Origin of the sequence: Paenibacillus violae, assembly GCF_032461945.1 — a bacterium.
Taxonomy (GTDB): Bacteria; Bacillota; Bacilli; order Paenibacillales; family NBRC-103111; genus Paenibacillus_E; species Paenibacillus_E violae.
In genome coordinates this window covers 120,095-143,619 of sequence record NZ_JAWCUD010000004.1, presented here as the reverse complement: position 1 = coordinate 143,619, position 23,525 = coordinate 120,095, and the positions used below count along the sequence as shown (strand labels likewise).

The 23,525-nt window shown below is 47.3% G+C and carries 22 protein-coding genes and 1 pseudogene; 16 read left to right on the top strand and 7 right to left on the bottom strand.

The features are described 5' to 3' along the window. Positions 1–27: 27 nt before the first annotated feature. The 4 genes and pseudogenes from RQP52_RS14635 to RQP52_RS14620 all read left to right on the top strand — a co-directional run. A pseudogene (locus tag RQP52_RS14635) lies at positions 28–126 on the top strand (SDR family oxidoreductase); the annotation flags it as partial. A gap of 138 nt (positions 127–264) precedes the next feature. Next, complete coding sequence (locus tag RQP52_RS14630) at positions 265–735, top strand: pentapeptide repeat-containing protein (protein WP_315952421.1); 471 nt, start codon at positions 265–267, stop codon at positions 733–735. A gap of 23 nt (positions 736–758) precedes the next feature. After that, entirely contained in the window at positions 759–1,517 is a 759-nt protein-coding gene (locus RQP52_RS14625) for an AAA family ATPase (protein WP_315952419.1), read from the top strand. A 2-nt stretch (positions 1,518–1,519) separates the two neighbouring features. Next, a complete protein-coding gene (locus RQP52_RS14620) occupies positions 1,520–2,314 on the top strand; it encodes a sporulation protein (RefSeq protein ID WP_315952418.1) in 795 nt (264 codons plus the stop codon). Positions 2,315–2,378: 64 nt separating this feature from the next. Here RQP52_RS14620 and RQP52_RS14615 read toward each other — a convergent pair whose 3' ends face one another. Continuing rightward, entirely contained in the window at positions 2,379–4,187 is a 1,809-nt protein-coding gene (locus tag RQP52_RS14615; RefSeq protein ID WP_315952417.1) for a cache domain-containing sensor histidine kinase, read from the bottom strand. Beyond that, entirely contained in the window at positions 4,188–5,831 is a 1,644-nt protein-coding gene (locus tag RQP52_RS14610; protein ID WP_315952416.1) for a response regulator, read from the bottom strand. Between the two features lie 220 nt (positions 5,832–6,051). On the opposite strand from RQP52_RS14610, the gene RQP52_RS14605 reads away from it, so the two are divergent. The 6 genes from RQP52_RS14605 to RQP52_RS14580 are packed head-to-tail and all read left to right on the top strand — an operon-like array spanning position 6,052 to position 11,947. After that, complete coding sequence (locus tag RQP52_RS14605; RefSeq protein ID WP_315952414.1) at positions 6,052–7,437, top strand: ABC transporter substrate-binding protein; 1,386 nt, start codon at positions 6,052–6,054, stop codon at positions 7,435–7,437. Then, positions 7,406–8,407 (top strand): carbohydrate ABC transporter permease, encoded by a 1,002-nt coding sequence (locus RQP52_RS14600; RefSeq protein ID WP_455430405.1) that lies wholly within the window; start codon positions 7,406–7,408, stop codon positions 8,405–8,407. Before RQP52_RS14605 ends, RQP52_RS14600 begins: the two co-directional genes overlap by 32 nt. A 9-nt stretch (positions 8,408–8,416) precedes the next feature. Continuing rightward, positions 8,417–9,310 (top strand): carbohydrate ABC transporter permease, encoded by an 894-nt coding sequence (locus RQP52_RS14595; protein ID WP_315952412.1) that lies wholly within the window; start codon positions 8,417–8,419, stop codon positions 9,308–9,310. A 29-nt stretch (positions 9,311–9,339) separates the two neighbouring features. After that, positions 9,340–10,266 carry a dihydrodipicolinate synthase family protein gene (locus RQP52_RS14590; RefSeq protein WP_315952410.1) on the top strand — a complete coding sequence of 309 codons (927 nt, stop codon included), beginning with the start codon at positions 9,340–9,342 and terminating at the stop codon, positions 10,264–10,266. After that, on the top strand, positions 10,263–10,946 hold the full coding sequence (locus tag RQP52_RS14585) for an N-acetylmannosamine-6-phosphate 2-epimerase (RefSeq protein WP_315952409.1): 684 nt from the start codon (positions 10,263–10,265) through the stop codon (positions 10,944–10,946). The genes RQP52_RS14590 and RQP52_RS14585 overlap by 4 nt, the downstream gene beginning before the upstream one ends. A 17-nt stretch (positions 10,947–10,963) precedes the next feature. Beyond that, positions 10,964–11,947, top strand: a complete 984-nt coding sequence (locus tag RQP52_RS14580) for an ROK family protein (RefSeq protein ID WP_315952407.1) — start codon at positions 10,964–10,966, stop codon at positions 11,945–11,947. Positions 11,948–12,195: 248 nt separating this feature from the next. On the opposite strand, the gene RQP52_RS14575 is transcribed toward RQP52_RS14580, so the two are convergent. Together RQP52_RS14575 and RQP52_RS14570 are read right to left on the bottom strand one after the other, a co-directional pair. Further along, positions 12,196–13,620: a discoidin domain-containing protein gene (locus tag RQP52_RS14575; RefSeq protein ID WP_315952405.1), complete on the bottom strand. Its 1,425-nt coding sequence runs from the start codon at positions 13,618–13,620 to the stop codon at positions 12,196–12,198. 183 nt (positions 13,621–13,803) lie between these two features. Continuing rightward, entirely contained in the window at positions 13,804–14,175 is a 372-nt protein-coding gene (locus tag RQP52_RS14570; protein WP_315952403.1) for a hypothetical protein, read from the bottom strand. Positions 14,176–14,500: 325 nt separating this feature from the next. Between RQP52_RS14570 and RQP52_RS14565 the strand changes: the two genes are divergently transcribed. Continuing rightward, on the top strand, positions 14,501–15,832 hold the full coding sequence (locus tag RQP52_RS14565) for an APC family permease (protein ID WP_315952402.1): 1,332 nt from the start codon (positions 14,501–14,503) through the stop codon (positions 15,830–15,832). Here the strand turns inward: RQP52_RS14565 and RQP52_RS14560 are convergent. From RQP52_RS14560 to RQP52_RS14550, 3 genes are all read right to left on the bottom strand, one after another. Beyond that, a complete protein-coding gene (locus RQP52_RS14560; protein WP_315952401.1) occupies positions 15,816–16,703 on the bottom strand; it encodes a LysR family transcriptional regulator in 888 nt (295 codons plus the stop codon). The two genes, RQP52_RS14565 and RQP52_RS14560, sit on opposite strands and share 17 nt — an antisense overlap. Before the next feature lie 81 nt (positions 16,704–16,784). Then, complete coding sequence (gene tatC / locus RQP52_RS14555) at positions 16,785–17,543, bottom strand: twin-arginine translocase subunit TatC (RefSeq protein WP_315952400.1); 759 nt, start codon at positions 17,541–17,543, stop codon at positions 16,785–16,787. Positions 17,544–17,571: 28 nt separating this feature from the next. Further along, on the bottom strand, positions 17,572–17,799 hold the full coding sequence (locus RQP52_RS14550) for a MerR family transcriptional regulator (protein ID WP_127450523.1): 228 nt from the start codon (positions 17,797–17,799) through the stop codon (positions 17,572–17,574). A gap of 231 nt (positions 17,800–18,030) precedes the next feature. On the opposite strand from RQP52_RS14550, the gene RQP52_RS14545 reads away from it, so the two are divergent. The 5 genes from RQP52_RS14545 to RQP52_RS14525 all read left to right on the top strand — a co-directional run bounded on the left by RQP52_RS14545 (position 18,031) and on the right by RQP52_RS14525 (position 23,491). Next, on the top strand, positions 18,031–19,638 hold the full coding sequence (locus RQP52_RS14545) for a flavin monoamine oxidase family protein (RefSeq protein ID WP_315952398.1): 1,608 nt from the start codon (positions 18,031–18,033) through the stop codon (positions 19,636–19,638). Between the two features lie 20 nt (positions 19,639–19,658). Continuing rightward, positions 19,659–20,219: a RidA family protein gene (locus RQP52_RS14540; RefSeq protein ID WP_127450048.1), complete on the top strand. Its 561-nt coding sequence runs from the start codon at positions 19,659–19,661 to the stop codon at positions 20,217–20,219. Between the two features lie 20 nt (positions 20,220–20,239). Further along, a complete protein-coding gene (gene tatA / locus RQP52_RS14535; protein ID WP_315952397.1) occupies positions 20,240–20,452 on the top strand; it encodes a twin-arginine translocase TatA/TatE family subunit in 213 nt (70 codons plus the stop codon). A 190-nt stretch (positions 20,453–20,642) separates the two neighbouring features. Then, positions 20,643–21,488, top strand: coding sequence for an AraC family transcriptional regulator (locus tag RQP52_RS14530; protein ID WP_315952395.1), 846 nt, complete (start codon positions 20,643–20,645; stop codon positions 21,486–21,488). Between the two features lie 200 nt (positions 21,489–21,688). Continuing rightward, positions 21,689–23,491, top strand: a complete 1,803-nt coding sequence (locus RQP52_RS14525; protein WP_315952393.1) for a CBM96 family carbohydrate-binding protein — start codon at positions 21,689–21,691, stop codon at positions 23,489–23,491. Positions 23,492–23,525: the final 34 nt, after the last annotated feature.

Genomic DNA, 23,525 nt, shown 5'->3' with positions numbered 1-23,525 from the left:
GGGGAATTTTGAGCAAGTATCGAAGTTAAAGCTGCGTTGGCGAGGGCGACGGCATCTGCTGCTATTGATCTTGCGCCTCACGGCATCCGCGTCAATTGCATCGGGCCGGGAGCGATTGACACCAGAGACGGCAGCTTGGAACCGCTGCATGTAGTGTCTCATTGATTTTATCCGGTGCCACATCAGTGCCATCGGCGGCTGACGCCTGCTAGAAATTTGGCTTCTTGCAGTTTGCCTGAGAGCCATTTTCGTGTAAAGTGAAATGTGAGCACTCTATTAGATGTCCATGTATATGAATCTGCTGAAAAGGCGAGGTTGATGAGATTGAATTTGAAAACGGAGAAATTAAATCTACAGATGGCGGATATCACGGGTTCAAAATTTGAAAAAGTGAAAGCTGAGGATCTTGTTTTTGACAATGTGAATCTGGCAAACACAAAGATTCATAATGCGAATATGAGCGGCATGATACTAGATGACATCAATATGCAGAATACAAAGTTTTCGAATATCAACCTTTCGAATACGAGCATTCAGAATGCCAACTTCAGCAACGCTCAGATCGAGCATGTTCATTTTATAGACACTTCATTTACGAAATGCAAACTAGCCAATACCAAGATCGCCAACTGTGATTTGACAGATGCGGAGCTTACAGATTGTGAACTCAAAGGCATGAGAATTAATGGCATTCTAGTTGAAGATTTACTCAAAAACTATTCAGCTAACCAATAAGTCAGGAGTAACAGGAGGCGCGAATGCCATTTTTACAGCGAATAACCTTGGACTGGTCGGAGCTGTCCGAAGCGGATCAAGCTGCATTTCCGTTTAACATTAAGCCCATTCGCCAAATCGATGAGCTCAATTTCCGTTCGAATGTCACCTTTTTTATCGGAAATAATGGTTCGGGGAAGTCTACGCTGCTGGAGGCGATCGGTGTCTCCTGCGGCTTTAGTGTGGTCGGAGGCCGAGATTTAACGATCAAGAAAGAAAAAGATGATGAATCGCTGGCGAATATCATGAGATTATCGTGGCTGCCCAAAGTCAGTCACGGACTCTTTTTCCGTGCGGAGACCTTTGATACGTTTGCCGGTTATATCGATGAACTGGCGAAGGATCCGTATATTGGATTTCAAGCTTACGCGCCATATGGAGGCAAATCCCTGAATGAGCAGTCGCATGGACAAGCCTTCTTGACCTTTTTCCGGAACCGGTTCGGCCGCAAAGGCTTGTACCTGCTGGATGAGCCTGAGTCGGCGCTTTCGCCACAGAATCAGTTGGCTTTCCTCGGCATGATTCGGGAATTGGAGAAATCAGGTCAGGCGCAATTTATTATAGCTACGCATTCCCCGATCATCATGGCGTATCCAGGCGCGCAAATTTTGCAGTTTACTGAAACCGCCATCGAGCCAATCTCGTATGAAGATACGGATCATTTCAATTTAACGAGAGATTTCTTGAATCATCGGGAGCGGTATTTTCGGGCTCTTTTTGATGATGATGAAGCGGAGGAATAATCATGTCTTTTTTTAAGAAAATGATGGCTAAAGTAGGGATTGGCAACATTGAAATCGATACGCAGTTCCATACGGAGGCTTTCATTCCCGGGGAGCTTGTAGAGGGAGTCATCGTTGCCAAAGGCGGCAGTGTAGAGCAGAAAGTGGACAGAATCTATTTTCAAATCATGACGGAATACCTCAAGCCGGCAAATAACGACGCAAATCGGATGCACAGAGAAACGGTTGTAATTGCTAATATTCTGCTCGGCGAAAGTTTTGTTTTTGAACCCGGAGAATCGGTCGAAATTCCTTTTCATTTCGTACTGCCGCACGAGACGCCTATTTCTATTGGTGTAAGCCCGATATGGATCCGTACAGGCATGGACGTGGACAACGCGGTTGATCCTTCCGATCGTGATCCTATTGAGGTATTGGCTCACCCGCACACGTCGGTTATTTTTGAAGCGCTGGAGGAACTCGGTTTTCATTTACATAAAGCAGAGAACGAATATTATCCGCAGCGCAATTATCATCTGCCATTTATTCAAAATTTCGAATTTGTACCGTATCAAAATGGGGAGTACCGCAGCTCCGTAGATGAGTTGGAGCTTGTTTTCTACCCGGATGAGAACGGCGTCGAAGTTCTTCTGGAATTTGACCGCAGAACGCGGGGGTTTGGCGGGCTTTTATCGGATATGCTGGATACGGATGAGTCCCATCACCGTTTCTTTTTCAGCGTAGATGAGCTCGAGGAAGGCGCTGAATCCGTGGCGGATCAGTTCCGGGGCATTTTTGACGATTTGCTGGATAGGTAACACGCACCCAATACACCAAGGGACTGTTCCAAAAGATCATGTGATCTTTTGAAACAGTCCTTTTCTATTTGATCGGAAGGCGAATGATCACCGTGGTGCCTTGCCCCGCTTGGCTGTACAAGGTCAGGCCGTATTGTTCGCCGAAGTAGAAACAGATACGATCGTGAACATTTTTAATTCCGATATGGGCTTCGTCTAACGTGTTGGAAGGCTGGGCGAGCCTTAGTTGCAGCTGCTGCAGCTTCTCTTCGTCCATCCCCACACCATTGTCTTTGATCATGATGAGCATATCATTGCCGGATTTTACCGTAGACACCTCAAGCAAACCTGGCCCGCTTAACCGCTCCAACCCATGCACGATCGCATTTTCGACGAGAGGCTGTAGTGAGAAGTGAATGACCTGTATATCGGCGCTCTCTTCCGCAAGCTTCTCGGAATACTGGATTTTATCACCGAAGCGGAGCTGCTGGATTTTCACATATAACCGAATATGTTCAAGCTCTTCACGCAGTGACGCGGTTTCTTTGCCGGTCTGAATCTGAATACGGAACAGACGACCGATCATGCCGACCATCTCACTAATTTCCCGCTGACCGTTAATGACGGCTTTCATTTGGATGGATTCGAGTACATTGGCGAGAAAATGGGGGTTAATTTGGCTTTTTAAGGCACCGAATTGAGCTATTTTTTGCTGTACCATCGCCGTGGCCGAGCGCTCGATATAGCTTTGCAGATCTTCCACCATTTTACGGATGCCCTGGTACAGCACACCGAATTCATCCTGACGGTCGCTGCTTAAATCAACGTCGAATTTCCCTAACCCGACCAATTTAACCTGTCTGCTAAGCAGAATAATCGGCTTGGTCACACGCGCAGACAAGATGAACATGAAGAGGAGCGCTGTGCCCAGAGAGAGGAAGGCTAAGGTCAGAACTATTTTAATCAAAATATCAGCTTGCTTGGTCATTTCTTTCTCATCGATATATTGGATGACTTTCCAACCGGAATACGAAGAAGTGACAAAGTTAATATACGAGTTAACCCCAGAGAAGTTGGCATAAAAACTTCCCGTTTCGTTGTTCAGTACGGATTGAATGGCTTGCTCCTTGAGCGTTGCCGACAGATTGCTTATCGACTGATTGCGGTTGGAATTGTAAATCACGCCGCCTTTATCATCAATAATGATGAAATTCCGCTTCCGATCTTCCGACAGCTTCAGAATTTCCCTTAAAGAATCCAGACGAATGTCAATGAGCATGACACCGATGGGCTGTTTGCTGCCTACTTTGTTAATGACTCTGGCGATGGAAATAACGGATTCTTTGGCGTTGACCCGATGAAAAGGAAGATGTGCGCCGAAAAGTACGATTCCGCCTGCCTTTTGCTGTGTCTGGAGATACCAATCTTCATGTGTAAAATCCTTCACATCGTAGTCGGAACGATTGAAATTCATCGAGTAAAACATTCTTGAACCTGCGTAAATTTGAACGCTGTCCACGTTCTTGATCGTCATCTCGATGGAACTGATAAAATGCTCGATAATGTTGCCGTATACAATCATTTGATCGTTGCCGCTGTCATCGCCAGCTATCGTCCAATGCTCCAGCGCTCCTTGCAGCTGTCCGTCCATTTGTGCGTTCAGCGTACCTTTTTCGATACTTTGCAAGTACTGATCAATGTTAAAGGACAAATTCGTAAGAATTAAGTTGGAGCTGCTTTGGTACTCGTTTTTGACGGCTTGTATGGAAAATAAGTAGATGATAACGGAAATGATTAATAAAGGAATTGTAATAATCAGGATCATCAGTACAAAAATTTGATGGTTGACGTGCTTCATCCGGAACTGTCGAGTCAGTTGTTTCCACTGCAGCATTTAGGACCAACCCCACTTTTTTCGGTATTCAGTGGGTGTCATTTGGGCGATGAGTCCAAAGGTTTTGACGAAATGCTTGTAGCTTTTGTACCCGCACATCGTACAGATGTCCGTTACTAATAAATCGGGCTTCTTTAACAGCTCCTGAGCGTAGGCAATTCGAATTTCCGTGACGAAGCGCATGTAATTTTTATCTAATTTTCTTTTGAACAGGCGGCTTAAGTAGGAAGGGTTGTAGAAAAATCGGTCGGCGACCATTTGCAGCGTCACATCTTCCGCAATGTTCTGCTTAATGAAAGAAGCGATGTGTTCAAAAATAAGCACGTCCTGCTGCTGGTCCGAAAGCGAGCCATCCTGAGACAATGTTCCGAGCTGAGCCATCCAATCACCGAGCCAGTCAAATAGAGCCTCGAATGTTGAGAAATCATCCACGAAGGCTAGGCTTAACAGCTTGTCGCTGTAGACGCTTTCAAACGGGATGCTGTTTTTATTGGCAAACTGAATGCAAAAGCCGATGAGTTCCTGCAAAAAGGCAAGCCAACGTGCAGGCGCAATTTGCGGCATGTGAGTTAGATTGTCCTTCTCGAATCGGTGCAAGAGTTTTTTGATTTCCTCTGCATTAGCAATTTCTAAGCAGGTATAGAGTTGCTTTTTATCTTGATCATTTAAATGAATGGTGGATGTTTTGCCTGAATACGGCGTCTCGCCCGAGGGTGCAAGAAACACATGCCGGCCAGGTTCATAATACCGCTGCCATAATGCTTTATCCGTCTGGTGCATCAAATGGCCTAATTCAGGCAGCCTATCTGTTGATTCGCCGATGGCCATGAAAATAGAAGTTTGGCTCACTTCTCCCGCCTGCTTCAACAAACGCTCCTGTTGTTGAAAAGCAAATCTCTGATCGACCTGCGCACAGGGGCTATTTAAGATTGCAATCCCGTATAACTTGGATCTATACATGTAGGTAATAATTTGACGTGCCGTTTCAGTCGAATACAGCGAAGAAATCATATCATCGATCCAAGTGGCCGACAACAGCTTGATGTTATTTTTGGCAAGAGGAGCAGCAGTTTTCATAGGCAACCACGAGATAACAAAAGGGACATACGCATAGTTGTCGCTTTGGAATTCAAAGAGATGCTGCAGCTTTCCCTCTTGAGCCGCAGCGAGATCAGGTTCCTCCAGCAAAAGCTGAAGCCATTCGCTGCCCTTGGACAGCTTGCTTTCTTGGATGAGCTCGGAGTGGGTTTCCCGCTTCTTCTGCCTAGCTACAATTTCTTGTAGACAGCTTTGGATCGTGGCTAGACTTTCTTCGTATTCGAGCGGTTTGAGCAAAAAGCCATGAACGCCACCCAACCGTATGGCTTGCTGTGCATAGGCAAATTCATTGAAACCTGTCAAAATGACAAACACCGTATCTGGAAGCTGAGGGCGCAAGTGCTCAATCATCTCAAGCCCATCCATCTCCGGCATGCGGATATCCGTAATAATGAGATGAGGTTTCTCCTGTAATGCCATTGTTAGTCCATTTTTCCCGTTGTCCGCTTCTACAATATGGGAGACCTCAAGATCCTGCCAGTTAAAATAATGCTTGATGCCTGTGCGAATGAGTGGCTCATCCTCGACAATGAGTAGTTTATACATGGAATCCCCCGAAAGATTATGGCCTTCTCTGTTCTTTTCCTAAATTATATACTAAAATCGCTACAAAACGTGTTTGAAAAAGATCGAAAAGCAAATAGGTCAGAATACGACCATAGATGTAAAACCAGTGGGATTTTGCCATGGATGGATATGTTTTATGCTTAGAGCAAGGGATGAAAGCGAAATCATTCGTTCCTATAACGATAATGGGGGTACTTAGATGAGAGCAATGAAAAAAGGGCTGATGACCGTTTTAGGCGTAGCGCTAGTAGGATCCCAATTGGTTGCATGCACCAGTAATTCGGAAGGAAGTAAACCGGCCTCATCGCCGGACACAGCAAAACCTGCAGCGACTCAAGCGGCAGCTAAGCCTGTTGAAATTACTTGGTGGAACTTTCCCAACTTCCAAACGTTGGATGGGGAAGTCGGCAAATACGAGAAACAAATCATTGCAGCATTTAATCAAAAATATCCGGAAATAAAAGTCAATCTTGAAATGATTACATTCGATGGAGGCCCGCAAAAGCTGAATGTCGCGATTGCGTCCAACACGGCGCCTGACGTCATTTATGATGCTCCAGGACGTATTATTGATTGGGGCAAGAAAAAATTGCTCGCGCCTTTAAACGATATGGTGACCCCGGAAGTTAAAAATGACATTGCTCCGGCATTCTGGAAGCAATCCACTGTCGGCGATCAGATCGTCATGTATCCGCTGAATACGGGGCCGTTCATGATGGCTGTGAACAAAACCGTGTTTGAGAAAATCGGCGCTGTCGATCTACTTCCGCTGAACAAGCCGGATAGAACGTGGACGGTAGCGGAATATGAAAAAGCGCTGCAGGCTGTGAAAGATAAAGCGCCGGAAATGATTCCAACCGGCTTCTTTGCGAAAAGCACGGCAGGTGATCAAGGCACTCGCGCCTATTTGGCTAACATGGGGGTTTCAAGATTCCTGTCCGAGGATAACTCGAAAGTTGCGATTAATACCGAGAATGCCGGCAAGGCGCTGGATTGGGTTGTCAAAGCAACGAAAGACAAGATCAGCGCAGCGGGAGCAGCCTCCCTGGCCGCGTCTGACGTCAACGACTTGTTTTTACAAGGAAAACTGGCCTTCACCCTGAACTACTCGCCGGTGTTGAAAGCGCAAAACGTTGCGAATAAAAAAGTGCCTTTCGAGGATATTCTGCTTCCATTCCCGACACTGGATGGTTCGAAACCTAAGCTTGAGCCATTCCTTGGGGGGCTTGCGATTTTCAACAACGGTAATGCTGATAAAATTGCAGCTTCCAAGAAATTTATCGATTTTGTTGTGAATGATCCCGTTTGGGGTAAAAAGAATGTCATCCAGACCGGTGGTCTATCCGCACGCACGTCGGTAACCGGCTTGTATGACGACCCTGAGTATAAATACGCGGACCTGGCGCGCCAATTTATCACGGATCCTCCCACAATTGCAGACGGCTATGCGGAAATCCGCACATTCTGGTTCCCTGAGCTGCAGCGCGCATTGACAGGAACAGCAACAGGAAAAGAGGCGCTTGACGCCTTTGCGGCCAAAGCCAATGAGGCGATTGCCAAAGCGAAAGCGCAAGTTCAAAAATAAGCAGCAATGGCAGGAGGAGCAGCGCAGCAAGCGGCGCTGCTCCTTCACTAAACACGAGAAATGGGGAAAAGGAATGGAAGCAACGGTTAGCAAATCGAGAAATATGGTCCTGCGCGACTGGCTGATGAGCTATCTCTTTTTACTTCCAGCGTTTGGATTTTTTCTGATTTTTGTCGCATATCCGATGCTAAAAGGTATTTACATCAGCTTTTTCGATTATTCTTTGAGAACTTTTGATTTTATAGGCTTAGATAATTACGTTTCCTTAATGCATAACGAAACATTTCTTAAGTCCATGCGAAATACGATTTTGTTGGTTGTAATTGCGGTGCCGATCGTCATCGTATTTTCCATCTTTGTAGCCGTTAATATTTACAAAATGAAGGAATTTTCCAGATCATTTTTCCGTGGTGTATTTTACTTGCCTGCCGTATCTTCGGTTGTCAGCATTACGGTCGTATGGGGTTGGATTTATCATCCCAACTATGGAATTTTGAATTATATCATCGGTCTATTCGGTTTCGATCCGATATCGTGGTTAGGCGATACAAGAACTGCGCTGCTCGCGATCATTGCTGTTTTGATTACAACGTCTGTTGGGCAGCCCATCATTCTGTATGTCGCTTCGCTGGGCAACATTCCTACCTCCTATATCGAAGCGGCGGAGATTGATCGTGCAACTCCGTGGCAAATTTTCACCAAAATCGTATGGCCTATGCTCATGCCGACGAATCTTTATGTGATTGTCATAACGACAATTAACACGTTCCAGTGTTTCGCATTAATTCAGCTGCTAACCTCGGGCGGTCCCGTTTACAGCACATCGACGGTTATGTATGGCGTGTACGAGCAAGCTTTTATGCTCGGGCATTTCGGTCTTGCTTCTGCAATGGGTATTATATTGGCCATCGTAATTGGCATCATATCCGTTATTCAATTCAAATATTTTGGCAGCGATGTTGAGTACTAGGAGGTCATCATGACAGCAAATACACATGTGCACGCACACGCCGGCAGTGTCAGAAAACAGCGGCTCACCGGAAATAAACGTACATGGACGCCGACGAAAGTGGTCTCCACCGTGCTTTTAATTCTTTCAACGATTGTGTTTATTTTTCCCTTTTATTGGATCATGACCGGTGCATTCAAAATTCAGACGGTTGCCACAGCGATACCTCCTGAATGGTTTCCGCTTAAACCCACGCTCAGCAATTGGCTTGAATTGTTTAAGAACCCGATTTGGCGTTGGACGCTGAACAGCTTCACCATCTCTATCGTAGAAATGATTGCGGTTTGCCTCGTTTCTTCGACGGCCGGCTATGTGCTTGCGAAAAAGCTTTTCCCGGGACGCAGAATTATTTTTACGATGTTCATCGCGGCAATGGCGCTGCCGAAACAAGTTATTCTTGTTCCGCTTTTTACGATGTTGGCGGATTTTGGTTGGGTTAATACGTATTATGGGCTTATTTTGCCGGCAATCGGCTGGCCATTCGGTGTATTCCTGATGAAGCAGTTCGCTCAGACCATTCCAGGAGAATTGATGGAAGCGGCCAAAATGGACGGTTGTTCGGAGATCCGCTTGTTCTCCACGATCATTTTACCATTGCTCAAACCGGCACTCGGTGCGCTTGCAATTTTCACCTTTATCGCTTCCTGGAACGATTATTTCAGTCAGCTCATTATGATCCGCTCGACGACAATGATGACCTTACCGTTAGGTGTGTCTATGATGACGACGCAAAGTGAGTTTATGACGAATTATGGTGTACTCATGGCTGGAGCTGCATTGGCATCCGTTCCTATGATTGCAATTTTCCTAGTGTTCCAAAAAGCATTCACACAAGGTATTACAATGGGTGCCGTAAAAGGATAAATAAAGACAAAACCGGAGGTAAATGCAACATGAAATCCTACAATTTAGATCGATTTAGAGGGATTATAATTGCGATGTATTCTTGTTACAACGTTTCGGGTGAAATTGATTTGGCAGCAACACGTCGTTTAGCCAGATATTATGCCGATTCAGGCGTCAAAGGCTTGTATATAGGCGGCAGTTCCGGCGAAGGTATGCTTCAATCTGTGATTGAACGCAAGCTGATGCTGGAAGCCGTTATCGGCGAGGTCGGCGACGAGCTGACGGTCATTGCGCACGTCGGAGCACCTGCTACGCGCGACAGCGTGGAGCTTGCCGTTCATGCGGAGAAAATTGGAGCGCATGCGGTTTCCGCTGTTCCGGCGATCTATTATCGTTTGTCGGCGCCAAGTGTAGAGGCGCATTGGCAGGCGATCATCGACAGCACGGATTTGCCTTTCATCATCTATCATATCCCGCAAACGACGGGCTTTCAGTTATCCGTGGGCCTGTTGTCCAAAATGGCAGCCCAAGAAAAAGTCATCGGCGTCAAAATTTCCGCAGAGAGCACATTCGAGCTGCAGCAGTTTAAAGCGGCCGGGGGCGAAGATTTTCTCGTTCTCAATGGACCGGATGAACAATATTTGGCCGGCAGAAGCATTGGCGCAGATGGTGGGATTGGCGGTACATACGGCGTTATGCCGGAGCTTTTCCTCCACATTGAAAATTGTTATGTGCAGGGACGGATGGCAGAGGCACTGAAATGGCAGTTTATTGTAAACGCACTGATTGTGGACCTATTGTCATTTCCTTCTTTGTATGGCGCCTGCAAAGCCATCTTGAAGCTGCGTGGCTACGACACAGGTGAACCGAGATTGCCGCTGCTGCCGGTTGCTGAAACGGATCTGTTCCGTATTCATGCGTTGAACGAGCGAATTTTAGGGTTCGCTGCGCAAGCGAAAGGAGAAGGGCTGTGACACAGAGATCAGGTGAACTGTTCCCCGCAAAAGGCTTGATCGTATCTTGCCAGGCGCTGCCTCATGAACCGCTCCGGGGCGGAGATACGATGGCCAAAATGGCCAGAGCCGCTGTGGAAGCAGGTGCAGTCGGAATCCGGACGAATGGCGTGTTCGACATTTTGGCTATTAAGCAGGAAGTGTCTGTGCCGGTAATCGGCTTAATCAAACGCGATATCGCAGGCTCGGACATTTTCATTACGCCTACGATAAATGAAGTGCAAGCAATCGTTTTGGCCGGCGCAGACGTCGTGGCACTCGATGTGACGGATCGCGAGGGCCGTCTGGAAGCCGTGGAACCATTGATTGCTCTAGCCCACAAGATGGGTGCAGCGGTCATGGCGGATATCTCCACGCTGGAAGAGGGGATTGCTGCAGAGCGCCTTGGTGTGGACTTGATCGGCACCACGCTTTCGGGGTATACCTCTTACAGCCGGCAGTCGGATGAACCGGATTTTGAGCTGCTGCAGCAGCTAAGCGAGGCGGTCAAGATCCCGGTTGTCGCAGAGGGGCGGATTTGGACGCCGGAAGAGGCGGCGAAAGCGCTGGAATGCGGTGCGGCTAATGTCGTTGTCGGCAGCGCAATTACCCGGCCGCAATTAATTACGGCTCGATATATTAAGGCGATGAGCCGAAGGTAGGGCAGGGGGGGGGAGTGATGGAAACAATCCTATTTGATCCCCATTCGGATTATGCAATCGGCGTTGACATCGGCGGCACGAAAATGAATGCCGGAGTGGTCAGCTCGAGTGGCGAGGTCTTGTTCACAGTTAGTTTGCCGACGTTGGCAGGGGAAGTAAACACTAAGGACCGTGTTACGCAGACGATTCAGAGCTTGCTCTCCGAGGTTGAGGCCATCAAACCCGGCTGCCGATATAAAGGAATCGGTGTTGGCAGCGCAGGACAAATCGACTGGTCGACCGGGCAAGTTCGGTCCGCTTCTGAGCTGCTCCCGGGCTACGCCGGGACACCGCTGAAGGTGCTGCTGCAAGCGCAGTTTCAGCTGCCCGTCACGGTGGATAATGACGTCAATGTCCTGGCTTTGACAGAGAAACACCTTGGCGCAGGGAAAGGCGTTCGTCATTTCCTGTGCGTGGCACTTGGGACAGGAGTCGGCGGCGCCGTTGTCGTTGATGGACATCTTGTGCATGGCTGCTGGGGCGCAGGCGGGGAATTAGGCCATCTCTCGGTGGATTGGAACGGAGCGCCCTGCTTATGCGGGGGCAGAGGCTGCTTGGAGCAATATGCGTCAGGTACGAATATTGCTAGCAGAATGACGGAGAAGCTGGCTTCACTGGGTGAGGCTCCGGTTGCTATGGATTCGCGAGAGGTTTTCTCGCGCTGGCAGTCTGGCGACCGTGTGGCTGCGGAAGTCATGGCGGAAACGATTGCAGCCTTGGGCTCGGCGTTGGCGTCACTTGTTCATATCTTTAATCCGGAGTTGATCATTATAGGCGGCGGCGTTGCTGAAGCAGGTGATGATTTCTTGGATGCCATAAGGAAAGAGATGGCTGCTAGAACCATGCCGTCGATGCATGATGGCGTCAGGATCGAGAAGGCTTATCGTGGGAACTGGAGCGGGATGATTGGGGCTGCTTTGCAGGTGTGGGAGTATGCGGATCCTGCGATTTCATTGGATTGAGTGCCGTTAATTATGTAGTGCTCCAGATAAAATAGATGGAATTGCTACCGCTAATCTGTGCTGTTTTGTGGCTGGAAAAGGTACAGCGGTAGATACTCCATCTAAATCGCCGATAGCTGGGCCAAAGCTGCTACTTTCAGCTCAAACAACGGGAGTAACTCCCGTTGTTTGAGCATAATTGGCTTTCTCGCGCTGAATAGCTGTAGGAATCGGCGTTAAAGACATCCGAGCCGGTCTCTCTTCGTTATTTAATTACCGTAAAAATCAACTTCCGTTATGGAGTTCCACCCATTGCCGGATGAATTGCCGTGACCGACGATGCGGACGTAGCGACCCGCCGTATCCGGGAAATCGTAGGTCACTTGCGACAAGGTCGTGGTGCTAATTTTATTCGTTAGCAGCGAGGTCCAATTCGTGTTGTCCGATGAAATCTGGACATCAAAGGTTGTCGTGCGAATGTCGCCTTGATGGAAGGCGATCGAAGCATAGGCGATGGTTTTGCTGGCGCCCAAATCGTATTTAATCCATTGACCGTCACCCTGAGAGGACCAGCGTGTGCTTAAGTTGTTGTCCAGCGTATTCGTGGCGACATTCCCATCGTTGCCGCTATCGCTAACGGTTGAAACAGTCAGAAGGGAGGGCGTCGGTGTCCCGCCCGTGCAGGATGTATAAGTTGTAACACCAGTGGTATACATGTTCCCCGCAGGCGTGCGGGTATTATTGCAGGCTTTCGCAGAACCGCCGTTCACCAGCACGACGTTGGGAGTAGCATTATCTAAATTGGCCGTATTGTTGTAAAAGTCATTGTTATAACCCCAACCTGGTGAACGTTCATGCACCTGGAAGGCGTCAACGATAATGGTGTTGCCATTGCGGTTCACGATGTTATTGCGAATGATGGAATTATTGCCTTTGACATCCATGAAGCTATCGGCTGCATTAGCACCACTGATGCCTGTGCCGTTAAAAGTGCTGTTCTCTACGATGGTGCCAGTCGTGCCTTCTTTGATATCAACGGATTCCGCTGTCACGTTCGGCCCAATCGTTACATTCGTAATGCGATTGTTATCCGCTTCCTTGACGTATGTTTCCCATTTACCGACATCAGAACCAACGTATAGACCTTCGCCATAATCGGCGGTGACTTGTCCGGTATCATGCACACTAGAGTTTTGAATGACGTTGTTGGAGCTTCCATCACGGTAATGAACGCCTTCTTCGCCAATATTATACACTTCGACGCCATCAATTAGGCCATAGTTGGCATTGTCGATCATAATGCCTTTCTTGGCATTGGTAATCTTCACGTTTTTCACTTGGGTGTAATCACCGGTCAAGTAAAGAGTGTAACCACTGGAAGTTCCTCCGCCATTCAAAATAGCTTTGTTGGTGGCGCTGGCGCTTTCAATGGTGATCGGATTCGCCGCCGTTCCGTTTACACCGGACACAAAGTTGCCTGTGTAGTTGCCTGCGGCAAGTATGATCCTGTCGCCGGGGGCGGCATTCGCCAGTGCGGTTGTCAGACACGAGGCTGTACTGCAGTTAACGGTAGCTGCTCCAGCTTGCGCCGGCAGTGCAAATGCAGCTGCTAGCGTCGAGACGAGCAGCAGTCGGGAGGATCTCCTCCTGAAAACGTTGGATAGGTTGGCTGTCCTCATTGAGAAATAAGTCATTACCTCATACCACCTTTCACCTATATGTAATCGTTTACAACAATGACGATAGCATATCACCCTCAACTTTTCAAACATTTTCGTACATAAACAATAAAAAAAGAACATTTTACTAGTGGTATAAGGGGAGGTTGGCAGGAATTAGCTATCAAAAAAAGAGGCCCTAGGGCCTCTTTTTCCATGTTAAGCATGTGCGGCTTGTTTAATCTCAAGCCTGGTCGTAGTTAAATATGTAAGCTCCGGCGTGGCAAACCTTTCCGCTAACTGCCGAAGGCGCATATAAATTGTTCTTAAAAGTACGCAATCCATCTGCGTAATCAGACAACGGTTTGCGATGAAATCGTCCATGCTGACTTTGATCAGGTCGTCGCTGTTGCGCAGATCGGTGATCTTTTGTTTGGTTGGATGGCCGAGATAGGCGACATATTGCGTTTGGAGGACGGCCTTTTGAAACAAGTCGACACACCGTTTTGAGACGTGTACCGCTCTTTTGGCCCCGAATGCGTCAGTGACAGTAAGCAATTGCTTCTTGGCGTCTAAGGAGCTCTTTTTCAAATAAACGATTTCGTGAGCCTCAATGCCCTCGACCAGCAGGCGGATAATAACGGCGTCCTGCGGATTTGTACAGCCAACCTCAATGTGTTCGATTTTCTCAAGTGTAAGAATACGAAATCAACTTCCCTTCCCAAGTAAAAATGATTTTCTGTAAAAGTTTCATGCTGCTTTCAGTAATTAGCAACTATATAAACTATGCAGGTGCAGGGAAGATTTATGCCGGATTACAAAAAATATAAATATTCAGAAAATAAGCAGGGAATGTCGGCTGCATGAAGAATTTGGTTGTTAACTTTGTGAATAAAGTTGTGAGGGGGTTGTCATTGTGACGAATGAAGTGGCGGATTTGAAAAAGGTATTAGGGTTAAAAGACGCGATTGGCATTGCCATTGGTCAAATCATTGGAGCGGGCATTATGTCCATTACAGGGATCGCTATTGGCTTAACAGGGACGGGGGTGCCGCTTGCTTTCCTGCTTTCCTCGATTTTTATGCTCATTATTACGATTCCTCTTGCGGTACTTGGATCTGTCATGCCTGCAACGGGAGGAATGTACACGTACACAAGCCGGCTGCTGTCTCCGAATGCAGGGTTTGTTTATCTGCTTTTATTTACTTTCGGCCATTTGACGATAGCGGTGTATGCCATCTCTTTTGCTCAGTATTTACAAGGACTTATGCCAGATGCGCCAATTATGCTGGTTGCCTTCAGTATTCTCACATTTTTCTATCTGATTAATTTGTTCGGCGTGAAATTCATGTCATCTTTGGGTAAATTGTTGGTCGTAATCAAGCTGCTTTCGCTGCTCGTTTTCATTGTGTGGGGAGTGACGGAAGTCGATTACTCGGTGTTTCATCCAAAGGAGATGATGCCAGGTGGCTGGACGGGGCTGCTAACGGCTGTAGGGATGACCTCCTTCGCTTCCGGCGGCGCGTATGCGGTTGTTGAAATGGGAGGGGAGATGAAGCGTCCTCATCGGGACATTCCGCTTGCGATATTAATTAGCAGTGGCATCGTTGCGCTGTTGTACATTGGTATTGGCATTGTGGCGACCGGTGTTTTGCCGGTTAGCGAGGTTGCGGGAGAGTCGCTTGCTGATGTGGCCAGAACGATATTGCCCAATCCGTTGTTTTTGTTTTTTATCGTTGGGGGAGCTATGTTCGCGCTAGCTTCAACCTTGAATGTAACCTTCTCTTGGGTGACGAGAGGAATGCTGGTCGCCTGCCGGGACGGTTGGCTTCCTGCCGCCTTTGGCGCCGTTAATCGCCGATTCGGCACGCCGCACTGGCTGCTGTCGTTTTACTATGTACTCGGCGTCATACCGATCGTGACAGGCGTATCTTTAACGACGATTTCTCAGCTTGGCGTCGGCATCCTGCTTTTTTCAAGCATTTTCCCAGTCCTCTCGGCACTTCAACTGCCACGCAAACATCCGGATCTTTACCGGAAAGCTCCCTTCACCATGAAACCGACACTACTATATATCATTGTCTCCGTAGCTGTTATTTTACTAGTGTACCAGGGTTATTTACTGCTAAGCCGGTTGTCAACGCCATTAATTATAGGGAATGTCCTGCTATTCATCGCTTCGATCCTCTATGTGAAAATGGTTGGCAGACGAAGAACTGATCGCTTAGAAATTAATTTAACGCAATAATCGCTTTTAATTCTTTGGCAAATTCTCTGGATGCGATGGATTGATGCCGATTTCTTAATCTGATGGAGCAGAAAGTGACATCCATGTCTTCTCCGGTGATTTCCAGGGCAATCGTGTTGCCTGTAAGAATATAGGGGTCATATTTCAAGCCGAGTTCGGTATAAAAGCCAATCGCAATACCCTCGGCAATCACGCGTTTCGCAGCTTCCGAGTTTCCGAGTTTGAATAAAATGTTCGGCTCCCCGTATTTTTTGAGCTTTTCAATTAAGTATTCGGAATTGAGCAGAATCGGTTGATTCGCTAGTTCCTCAATGGAAATGCTTGTCCGATGAGCGAATGGTGAATTTTTGCCTACACACGCCATGACTCGGTTATCCATCAGCTTTTCTACCGTTAATTGTTTATTGTTCTCTTCGTGCTGTTTTGACAAAGCAATTAACCCTATGTCCACGTTGCCGGAAAGAACCTCTTGTTTGATCTGCTGGTAATCAAGCTCAAGCATCTCTAACTCAACCTCAGGGTGTTTTTCTTTAAAAACCGCTAACGCTCCTGGGAGAACGCTTAAGCACAAGCTGGGTATGGACGCAATGGAGAGGAGTCCAGAGAGTTCTTTGTCATGATGACTGACGGACTCCCGAAGCTCCTCTACTTTGTTTATGATTTCTTCTGCTTTACTAATGATTAGCTTGCCTTCTACGGTAGGTGCGGCACCAAAACGGGATCGATTAAAAAGTTTCACGCCAAGTTCCTCCTCTAAAGAGACGATGGCTTGTGAAATATTCGGTTGGGAAACATGCAGTTTCTCAGCTGCAAGCGAAATAGATCCTGTTTGATTGATTTCAATCATATACAGCAGTTGTTCGATACGCATAATTCACCCTGCCCCTGTAGGATATCTTGGTGTAAATATATCCCATACAACAAGGGAAGGCAATGATAATGAAGGCCTATTTTAATAAGAAGGGAGTTCTGCGCTTACTTTACTGTTTTCGCGCATTTGCGCGTTAAACACGAAGCGGGAAAGCACGACGCTGATTTCATATAAAGCAAATAAGGGCACGGCAACCATCAGGTGTGAAATAAGATCAGGCGGTGAAATGAGGCTGGCCGTGATGACGAGAACCAGGTAAGCGTACCGGCGAAATTTGTGCAGCAGCTTCGGATTGAGCAGCTTGATTCGCGTCAGGAACATCACGACGATCGGCAATTCGAACGCAATGGATAAAGGGAGCACGATGTTCAACATAAAGCCGAAATATTGAGCGACGCCATAGGTTTGGGTTAAGCCAAGGTTTTCCGTGATGCGTACGGTGAATGTCATACACATCGGGAAAACGACGAAGTAGGCAAAGGAAAGGCCGATGATAAAGCAGAGAAACGTATAAGGGATATAACGCAGCGTTGCGCTTTGTTCTTCCTTGGTAAGACCTTCTTTCACGAAGCCCCATAGTTGAAAAAGGATGAAGGGCAGCGTAATCGTAAGTGAAATGACGAAAGCGATCATCATATAAATGCGAATACCGTCCATGGGAGAGAACACATGCCAACTCATAGTAGAAGCCGGTGGTGTTTCTTTGAAGTAAAGGAGAATTTTCTGTGCTGCGAAAAAGCCGCCGATCATAGTAAGAACTAACACGACCAAAATTCGAATAATGCGGGTTCGAAGTTCGGATAAATGGTCAACTAATGACATCATTTCTTTTAGTTGCATAGAAGGCGCCTCCAACTCTCAGTTTGCCTTACGAACCTGCCAGCATGCGCTTGAGCTCAAGGGTATGGAAGCCGTCCGACATTTTGGTATGAATGTCCATAATCATCTGAATATCCTCGAACGAATATTTGCGAACGCCACCTTTGCTCCTCTCCGGAAAAATAAGCTTCCGATCCTCGTAGTAGCGAATTTGTCTCTCCGATAATCCGGTTAATTCACTGACCACGCCGATTTGTATCACTTTCTTTTGCGTCATCTTCGTTATCATCGTTATCCAACCTCCAATTATGTAAGTTAAACTAACATGTAAGTGACGTAAACATAAGTAAACTCTATCATTTCGGCAAAAACAGATCAAATAATCCATTTTTATCCTAGTATAAGTTTAATTTATGTAATGTTATCTTACATAAACTAATGACGAAACCATTTTCCGTTGGTATGTTTAAGGTGCGATTTATCCAAACACGAACGAGGAGATGGGAGCATGGAGAAGACACCGATCAAAGAAGATCAAATTACACGTAGACAATTTTTGACGACAGTCGGAAAAGTAGGAGGGTCAGCCGCACTTTTCAGTGTAATGGGTACATTAGGTTTGTTATCCCCAGAGACAATGAAAGCAGCCGACTATACGCCTCCTTCAGGCTGGGATCTCACATCTACCAATCGCAATGGTAAGAAAGTCATCATTTTGGGCGGAGGAATTGCAGGTTTAACAGCCGCCTATGAACTAGGGAATGCGGGGTATCAATGCACTATACTAGAAGCTAGAGCTCGTGCAGGCGGTAGAGCGTGGTCGGTTCGCAGAGGAACAGCGGTCACAGAAATTGGTGGTACCAAGCAAGTTGCCCGCTTTGATAATGGGATGTATTTTAACGCAGGACCGATGCGGATTCCACAGTTTCATGTGACTTTGGATTATGCCCGTAAATTCGGTGTAGCGATCGAGCCTTTTAACAATGTGAACGAAAGTGGCTACTATTACAATGAAAATGTTGGCGAGCTATCGGGTGTGAAAATTCCGAAGCGCCAGGCGAAAGCGGACGTTAGAGGTTATGTCGCTGAAATGTTGGCGAAAGCAGTGAATCAGAAGGCGCTGGATCTCCCGCTAACAACGGAAGAGAAAGCGAAGCTTGTCGCCTACTTGAAATCCGAAGGGGATCTGAATGCGGATCTGTTCTACAAAGGCTCGGAGCGGGCCGGGTACACCGAGGAACCAGGCGGTAAATTCGACTCCGGCGTCCGGAAAGATCCTTTTAGCTTAAAGGCCATCATCAATTCCGGTTTTGGGCAATTTTTTAGCAGCGAATACTCCTATGATCAACAAATGATGATGTTCCACCCGGTTGGCGGGATGGACATGATTGCCAAAGCTTTCGAGAAGCGTGTCAGCGACAAAATTGTCTTCCATTCCGAAGTGCAAGAAATTAAACAATCATCCGACGGCGTAACCATTCTGTACAAGGATTTGAACACGGGTGCCGGTAAAGAGATTTCAGGAGACTTCTGTATCTGTACCATTCCGCTTCCTGTTCTCAATAATATTAAGGCTGATTTCTCCGCGGAAATGAGAACGGCGATTTCCAAGATTGCTTACGCATCTGCAGGTAAAATCGGTCTTCAATTCAAACGCCGCTTCTGGGAGGAAGATGAGTTCATCTATGGCGGAAGCACACTGACGAATATGGATATTTCCAGCATTTATTACCCGCCTACCGACTATTTTGCGAAAAAAGGGCTTCTGCTCGGGTACTACGCGTTCGGCGGAAATGCGGATAAACTCGGCAAAATGACGCCGGCCCAGCGCGAAGATTATGCATTAAGCCAAGGCGCTAAAATCCATCCGCAATACTATAAAGAGTTTGAAGCTTCGTTCTCCATTGACTGGAAGAAGATCAAGTATAATCTGGGCGGATGGGCGTCCTATACGGCGGATGACCGTAAAAACTACTATCCGACGTTATGTAAGCCGGACGGGCGTATTTATTTGGCGGGAGAGCACATCAGCTATATTACCGCTTGGCAAGCAGGGGCTATCGAATCTGCAAGAAAAGTGGTCACCGAGATTCATGAGCGCGTCATGAAAGAGTAGACAAAGAGGAGCGATGAACGATGATCTTAACTAAAAAAGTGAAAACCATAGCAGCTGCCACCATAGGTTCATGCCTCATTTGTGTTAGCGCTTATGCAGCAGGAGCTGAGAAGACAAATAAATACGCAGCGGAGCCTATTAATGAAGTTGAGTTCTACGGCAATCCGAGCTCTTCGATTTCTGCGGGCGTATCCGTCCCTGCTGGTTCTTCTTATTTGTTTACAAGCGGTACGGTGCCGCCGGTTATTAATAAGGACGGTAAAACCGTTTATGAACGTTACGGGGATACCAAAACGCAAGGTATCGGAATTTTGAAGGAAATTGAAAAGCAATTGAAGGAGAAAGGCTTGACGCTTGCCGATGTAGCTTATCTGCGAGTCTATGTGACAGCTGATGCCGCCAAAGAGAACAAGTTCGACTATCAAGGCTGGTTTGATGCTTATGCCCAATTCTTCGGTACGGAAGCCAATCCTGTTAAACCGGCGCGTTCCACAGTAGGCGTGGCAGGCCTTGTCAGCTCTGACTGGTTGATCGAAATCGAAGCGGTAGCGGTGTATCCGAAACATCATAACCAAGACTAATGAAACGGAGTTGAAGATCTATGCTGCAAAATATCGGGTTTCCAGGTCTTATGTTAATCTTAGTTGTTGTGCTGGTGTTATTCGGGCCATCCAAGCTCCCGGAGCTTGGGCGCGCTGTTGGACGTACGCTGCATGAGTTTAAGAGCTCGGCAAGGGAGCTTGTTTCCGAAAGTAAAGAAACAGCGGACCATATCGAGAACGATGATAAGCTGCTTGATAAAGCAAAAGCTTAACTTGACGGTGTGAAGACAAGAAACCTGTACCTGCGATCCTCCTTAATTGCGAGGGAGCAAGTGCAGGTTTTTTTGCCTATAAAAAACACTGGCAAACCTAGGTTTTACACAATTGCAGGAAGGCTGGATGTGATATAGTGTGCTCACGCAAAAGGCTGCCATTTCATTCCATTAGTTGGAGGGATCGCGATTGAAGCTAAGCACGAATGTCGATGTGAGAAAAGAACCGTTTCACCTGAACCATTACAAGATCAGCCGAAAGCCCGCGTGGGAAATTTACCATGCTCATCCTTGTATGGAATTTCTGTATGTCTACGAGGGCCATGGCCGTGTCGAGGTGAATAAGCAGGTTTTGCCTGTTGAACCTGGCACGCTGCTGGTGTTTCAGCCATTTCAATTGCATCGGCTTCAAATCAAGGGGCCGTTCGTCCGCTCCATTCTCATGTTCGATCCCTATAAGCTGGATGCAGCGCTGCTCGCTTTCAGCGGAATACGTCAGTGGTTCAATATCCTCTGGAAGCAGCCGTTACAATGTCAGGCTATAGGGGAGCAGCAGCATGTGGCTGTTTTATTTGAGCGACTCCACGAGAAGCTGGCGCGTACGCTCCTTCATAAACAGGAGGAAGAGTTCATTTTATCGCTTTTAGCTATTCTTCAGGGGATTGAACCTGTGAGGAAAAAGCTGTACAGCGGTCTTGAAGACAAGCTCAGACCACGTTATTCGCATACCGCCATACAGATGATCGAATGGATTGAACTTCACTATAAAGAGAAATTCGATTTAAATCGGATGTCCGAGGATTTGCACTTATCCACCTATTACTTGTCTCATACTTTCCGGCAGTCTACGGGCAGTTCCATCACGGAATTTATCGTGGCACGCAGGCTAAAGGAAGCCTGTTTGCTGCTCGAAACGACGAATAAAACGGCCGGCTTCATCGCGCAGGAGGTCGGCTTTCTGAATGGGTCCTATTTTTGCCGGGTATTTAAAACGGTGCTTGGCATCACTCCGAAGACATACCGTTTGCAGCTTTAGAAATACCGCAATACAGTGCAACTTCTAGACAATAAATGGACACATGCTGAGCTGGCAATCTTTTATACTTTCATATGTAAGCGTTGCCAAGTTGGTGAGAATGTGTGGAAAAGAGGAGTGTGTGAACCTGTCTGCTTCTGATTACCTCTGATTTACCGGGCAACGAGAAGATGATTTGAACTTTTGGGAGGAATGGTGTAATGGTTACAATCGTTCGCAAACATGCAGGGAAGACTTGGGCTGCGGTGCTGCTCTCATCTTGGATGCTGATGGCGCTGCCATCGTTCGCAAGTGCCGCAACGTCGACGCTCACTCCGTCTGATGACGCTTACGTTCATCAAAGTAACGGGGATTCCAATTATGGGACAGCCACTTCCTTGTATGTCAAAAATGATGCAAGCGCATCTCGCTACTCGTATCTTAAATTTAATCTAAGCGGTCTAACCGATGTGACAAGCGCCAAATTGCGCGTGTACGGGAGTGCGTCGGCAGCTACGGTTCTATCTGCTTATCAAACGGCTGACAGTTGGACGCAGTCGGCGCTTACCTGGAACAATAAGCCTGCGGTGGGTAGTTCGGCTGGCAGTGTTTCGATCAATACGACGAATACGTATAACGAAATTGATGTGACGTCCTATGTAACTGCGCAAGCTGCAGGGGATGGCGTTGTTTCTTTTGCACTCCAGGAAAGTGTCGGCAAGTATACAACCCTGAACAGCAGTGAAAATGCGGCGAATAAACCTCAGCTTGTTATCGTTAGCGGCAGTGCGGGCGGAGGCGGGGATACGCAGGCGCCTTCTGCGCCTTCCGGTTTGACGGGATCAGCGGCCTCCAGCTCACAAATTAATTTAAGCTGGAACGCATCCACCGACAATGTGGGGGTTACAGGCTATGATGTGTACCGCAACGGCACATTCCTGAAGAACGTGAGCGGCACTTTGACTAGCGATACCGGTCTGACGGCTTCGACGACATACAGCTATTATGTCAAAGCGAAAGATGCCGCAGGCAATGCCTCCGCGCAGAGCAGCACGATCAATGCGACAACGAGTGTAGGGACACCGCCGACGGGCTGCACGAATGCGCTGAATACAACAGCTGCCATCCAGGATGCCATGCTGAATGCGTCAGCAGGCAGTGTCATCTCTATTGCTCCAGGCACTTACGTAGGCAACCAATCGACAAGTGGCGATCCGGGTGGTCAAGGGTTGTTCTACTCGGGTAAAAGCGGGACATCTGCCAATCCGATTATCTTGAAAAGCTGCGATGCTGCGAATCCTGCGATCCTCAAAGGCATGAACGTGAATGATGGTTCCTATGGCATTCATCTGACAGGTGATTACTGGCAAATTCGCGATATGGAGATCACCAATGCCCAAAAAGGAATCATCATTGACAATGGAAACCGCAATCTGGTTAACAATGTTGAAGTTCATTATGTGGGAGACGAAGGTGTGCATTTCCGTGACGGCAGCTCGAACAACACATTGGAGTATTCTTTGATCTATGATACCGGCAAATATCAAGCGGGTTACGGTGAAGGGGCCTATGTAGGTTCGGATTCGAGCTCGAATTATGAGCATGTTGTGACAGGAAATGTGATCTCACACACGAATTTTGACGGCGGGATTACCGCTGAACATATTGACGTTAAAGAAGGAGCCAGCGGTACAATTATTGAGTACTGTACGTTCAACGGAACCGGTATAAGTGGAGCGAACAGTGCGGACAGCTTTATCGATATCAAAGGTGTAAATACAATCGTGCGCTATAATCAAGGGTTCCGAAACGGCAACTCCAACGTGCTGGATGCGTTCCAAGTTCGTACCCATGGCACGGAGTATGCGACAGGTACGAATAATGCTTTTAACAATAACACCGTAAATTTGGATAACTCAACAGGCTATGTAGTTTATGCGACAAGCGCTGCTACGGGGACGACGGCACAGAATGACACCCGTACGGGCGGAGGTAATTTGTACAACTCCAATGTGAATAAATGATAGCGAAGAAGGAGAAGCCCTTGATGTGGGGCTT

Coding starts and splice junctions, on each gene's coding strand:
- RQP52_RS14625 (WP_315952419.1), top strand. CDS start 759: ATGCCATTTTTACAGCGAATAACCTTGGACTGGTCGGAGCTGTCCGAA.
- RQP52_RS14550 (WP_127450523.1), bottom strand. CDS start 17,799: ATGACGCAAAAGAAAGTGATACAAATCGGCGTGGTCAGTGAATTAACC.
- RQP52_RS14575 (WP_315952405.1), bottom strand. CDS start 13,620: ATGACTTATTTCTCAATGAGGACAGCCAACCTATCCAACGTTTTCAGG.
- RQP52_RS14620 (WP_315952418.1), top strand. CDS start 1,520: ATGTCTTTTTTTAAGAAAATGATGGCTAAAGTAGGGATTGGCAACATT.
- RQP52_RS14595 (WP_315952412.1), top strand. CDS start 8,417: ATGACAGCAAATACACATGTGCACGCACACGCCGGCAGTGTCAGAAAA.
- tatA (WP_315952397.1), top strand. CDS start 20,240: ATGCTGCAAAATATCGGGTTTCCAGGTCTTATGTTAATCTTAGTTGTT.
- RQP52_RS14580 (WP_315952407.1), top strand. CDS start 10,964: ATGGAAACAATCCTATTTGATCCCCATTCGGATTATGCAATCGGCGTT.
- RQP52_RS14545 (WP_315952398.1), top strand. CDS start 18,031: ATGGAGAAGACACCGATCAAAGAAGATCAAATTACACGTAGACAATTT.
- RQP52_RS14605 (WP_315952414.1), top strand. CDS start 6,052: ATGAGAGCAATGAAAAAAGGGCTGATGACCGTTTTAGGCGTAGCGCTA.
- RQP52_RS14540 (WP_127450048.1), top strand. CDS start 19,659: ATGATCTTAACTAAAAAAGTGAAAACCATAGCAGCTGCCACCATAGGT.
- RQP52_RS14590 (WP_315952410.1), top strand. CDS start 9,340: ATGAAATCCTACAATTTAGATCGATTTAGAGGGATTATAATTGCGATG.
- RQP52_RS14525 (WP_315952393.1), top strand. CDS start 21,689: ATGGTTACAATCGTTCGCAAACATGCAGGGAAGACTTGGGCTGCGGTG.
- RQP52_RS14560 (WP_315952401.1), bottom strand. CDS start 16,703: ATGCGTATCGAACAACTGCTGTATATGATTGAAATCAATCAAACAGGA.
- RQP52_RS14615 (WP_315952417.1), bottom strand. CDS start 4,187: ATGCTGCAGTGGAAACAACTGACTCGACAGTTCCGGATGAAGCACGTC.
- RQP52_RS14610 (WP_315952416.1), bottom strand. CDS start 5,831: ATGTATAAACTACTCATTGTCGAGGATGAGCCACTCATTCGCACAGGC.
- tatC (WP_315952400.1), bottom strand. CDS start 17,543: ATGCAACTAAAAGAAATGATGTCATTAGTTGACCATTTATCCGAACTT.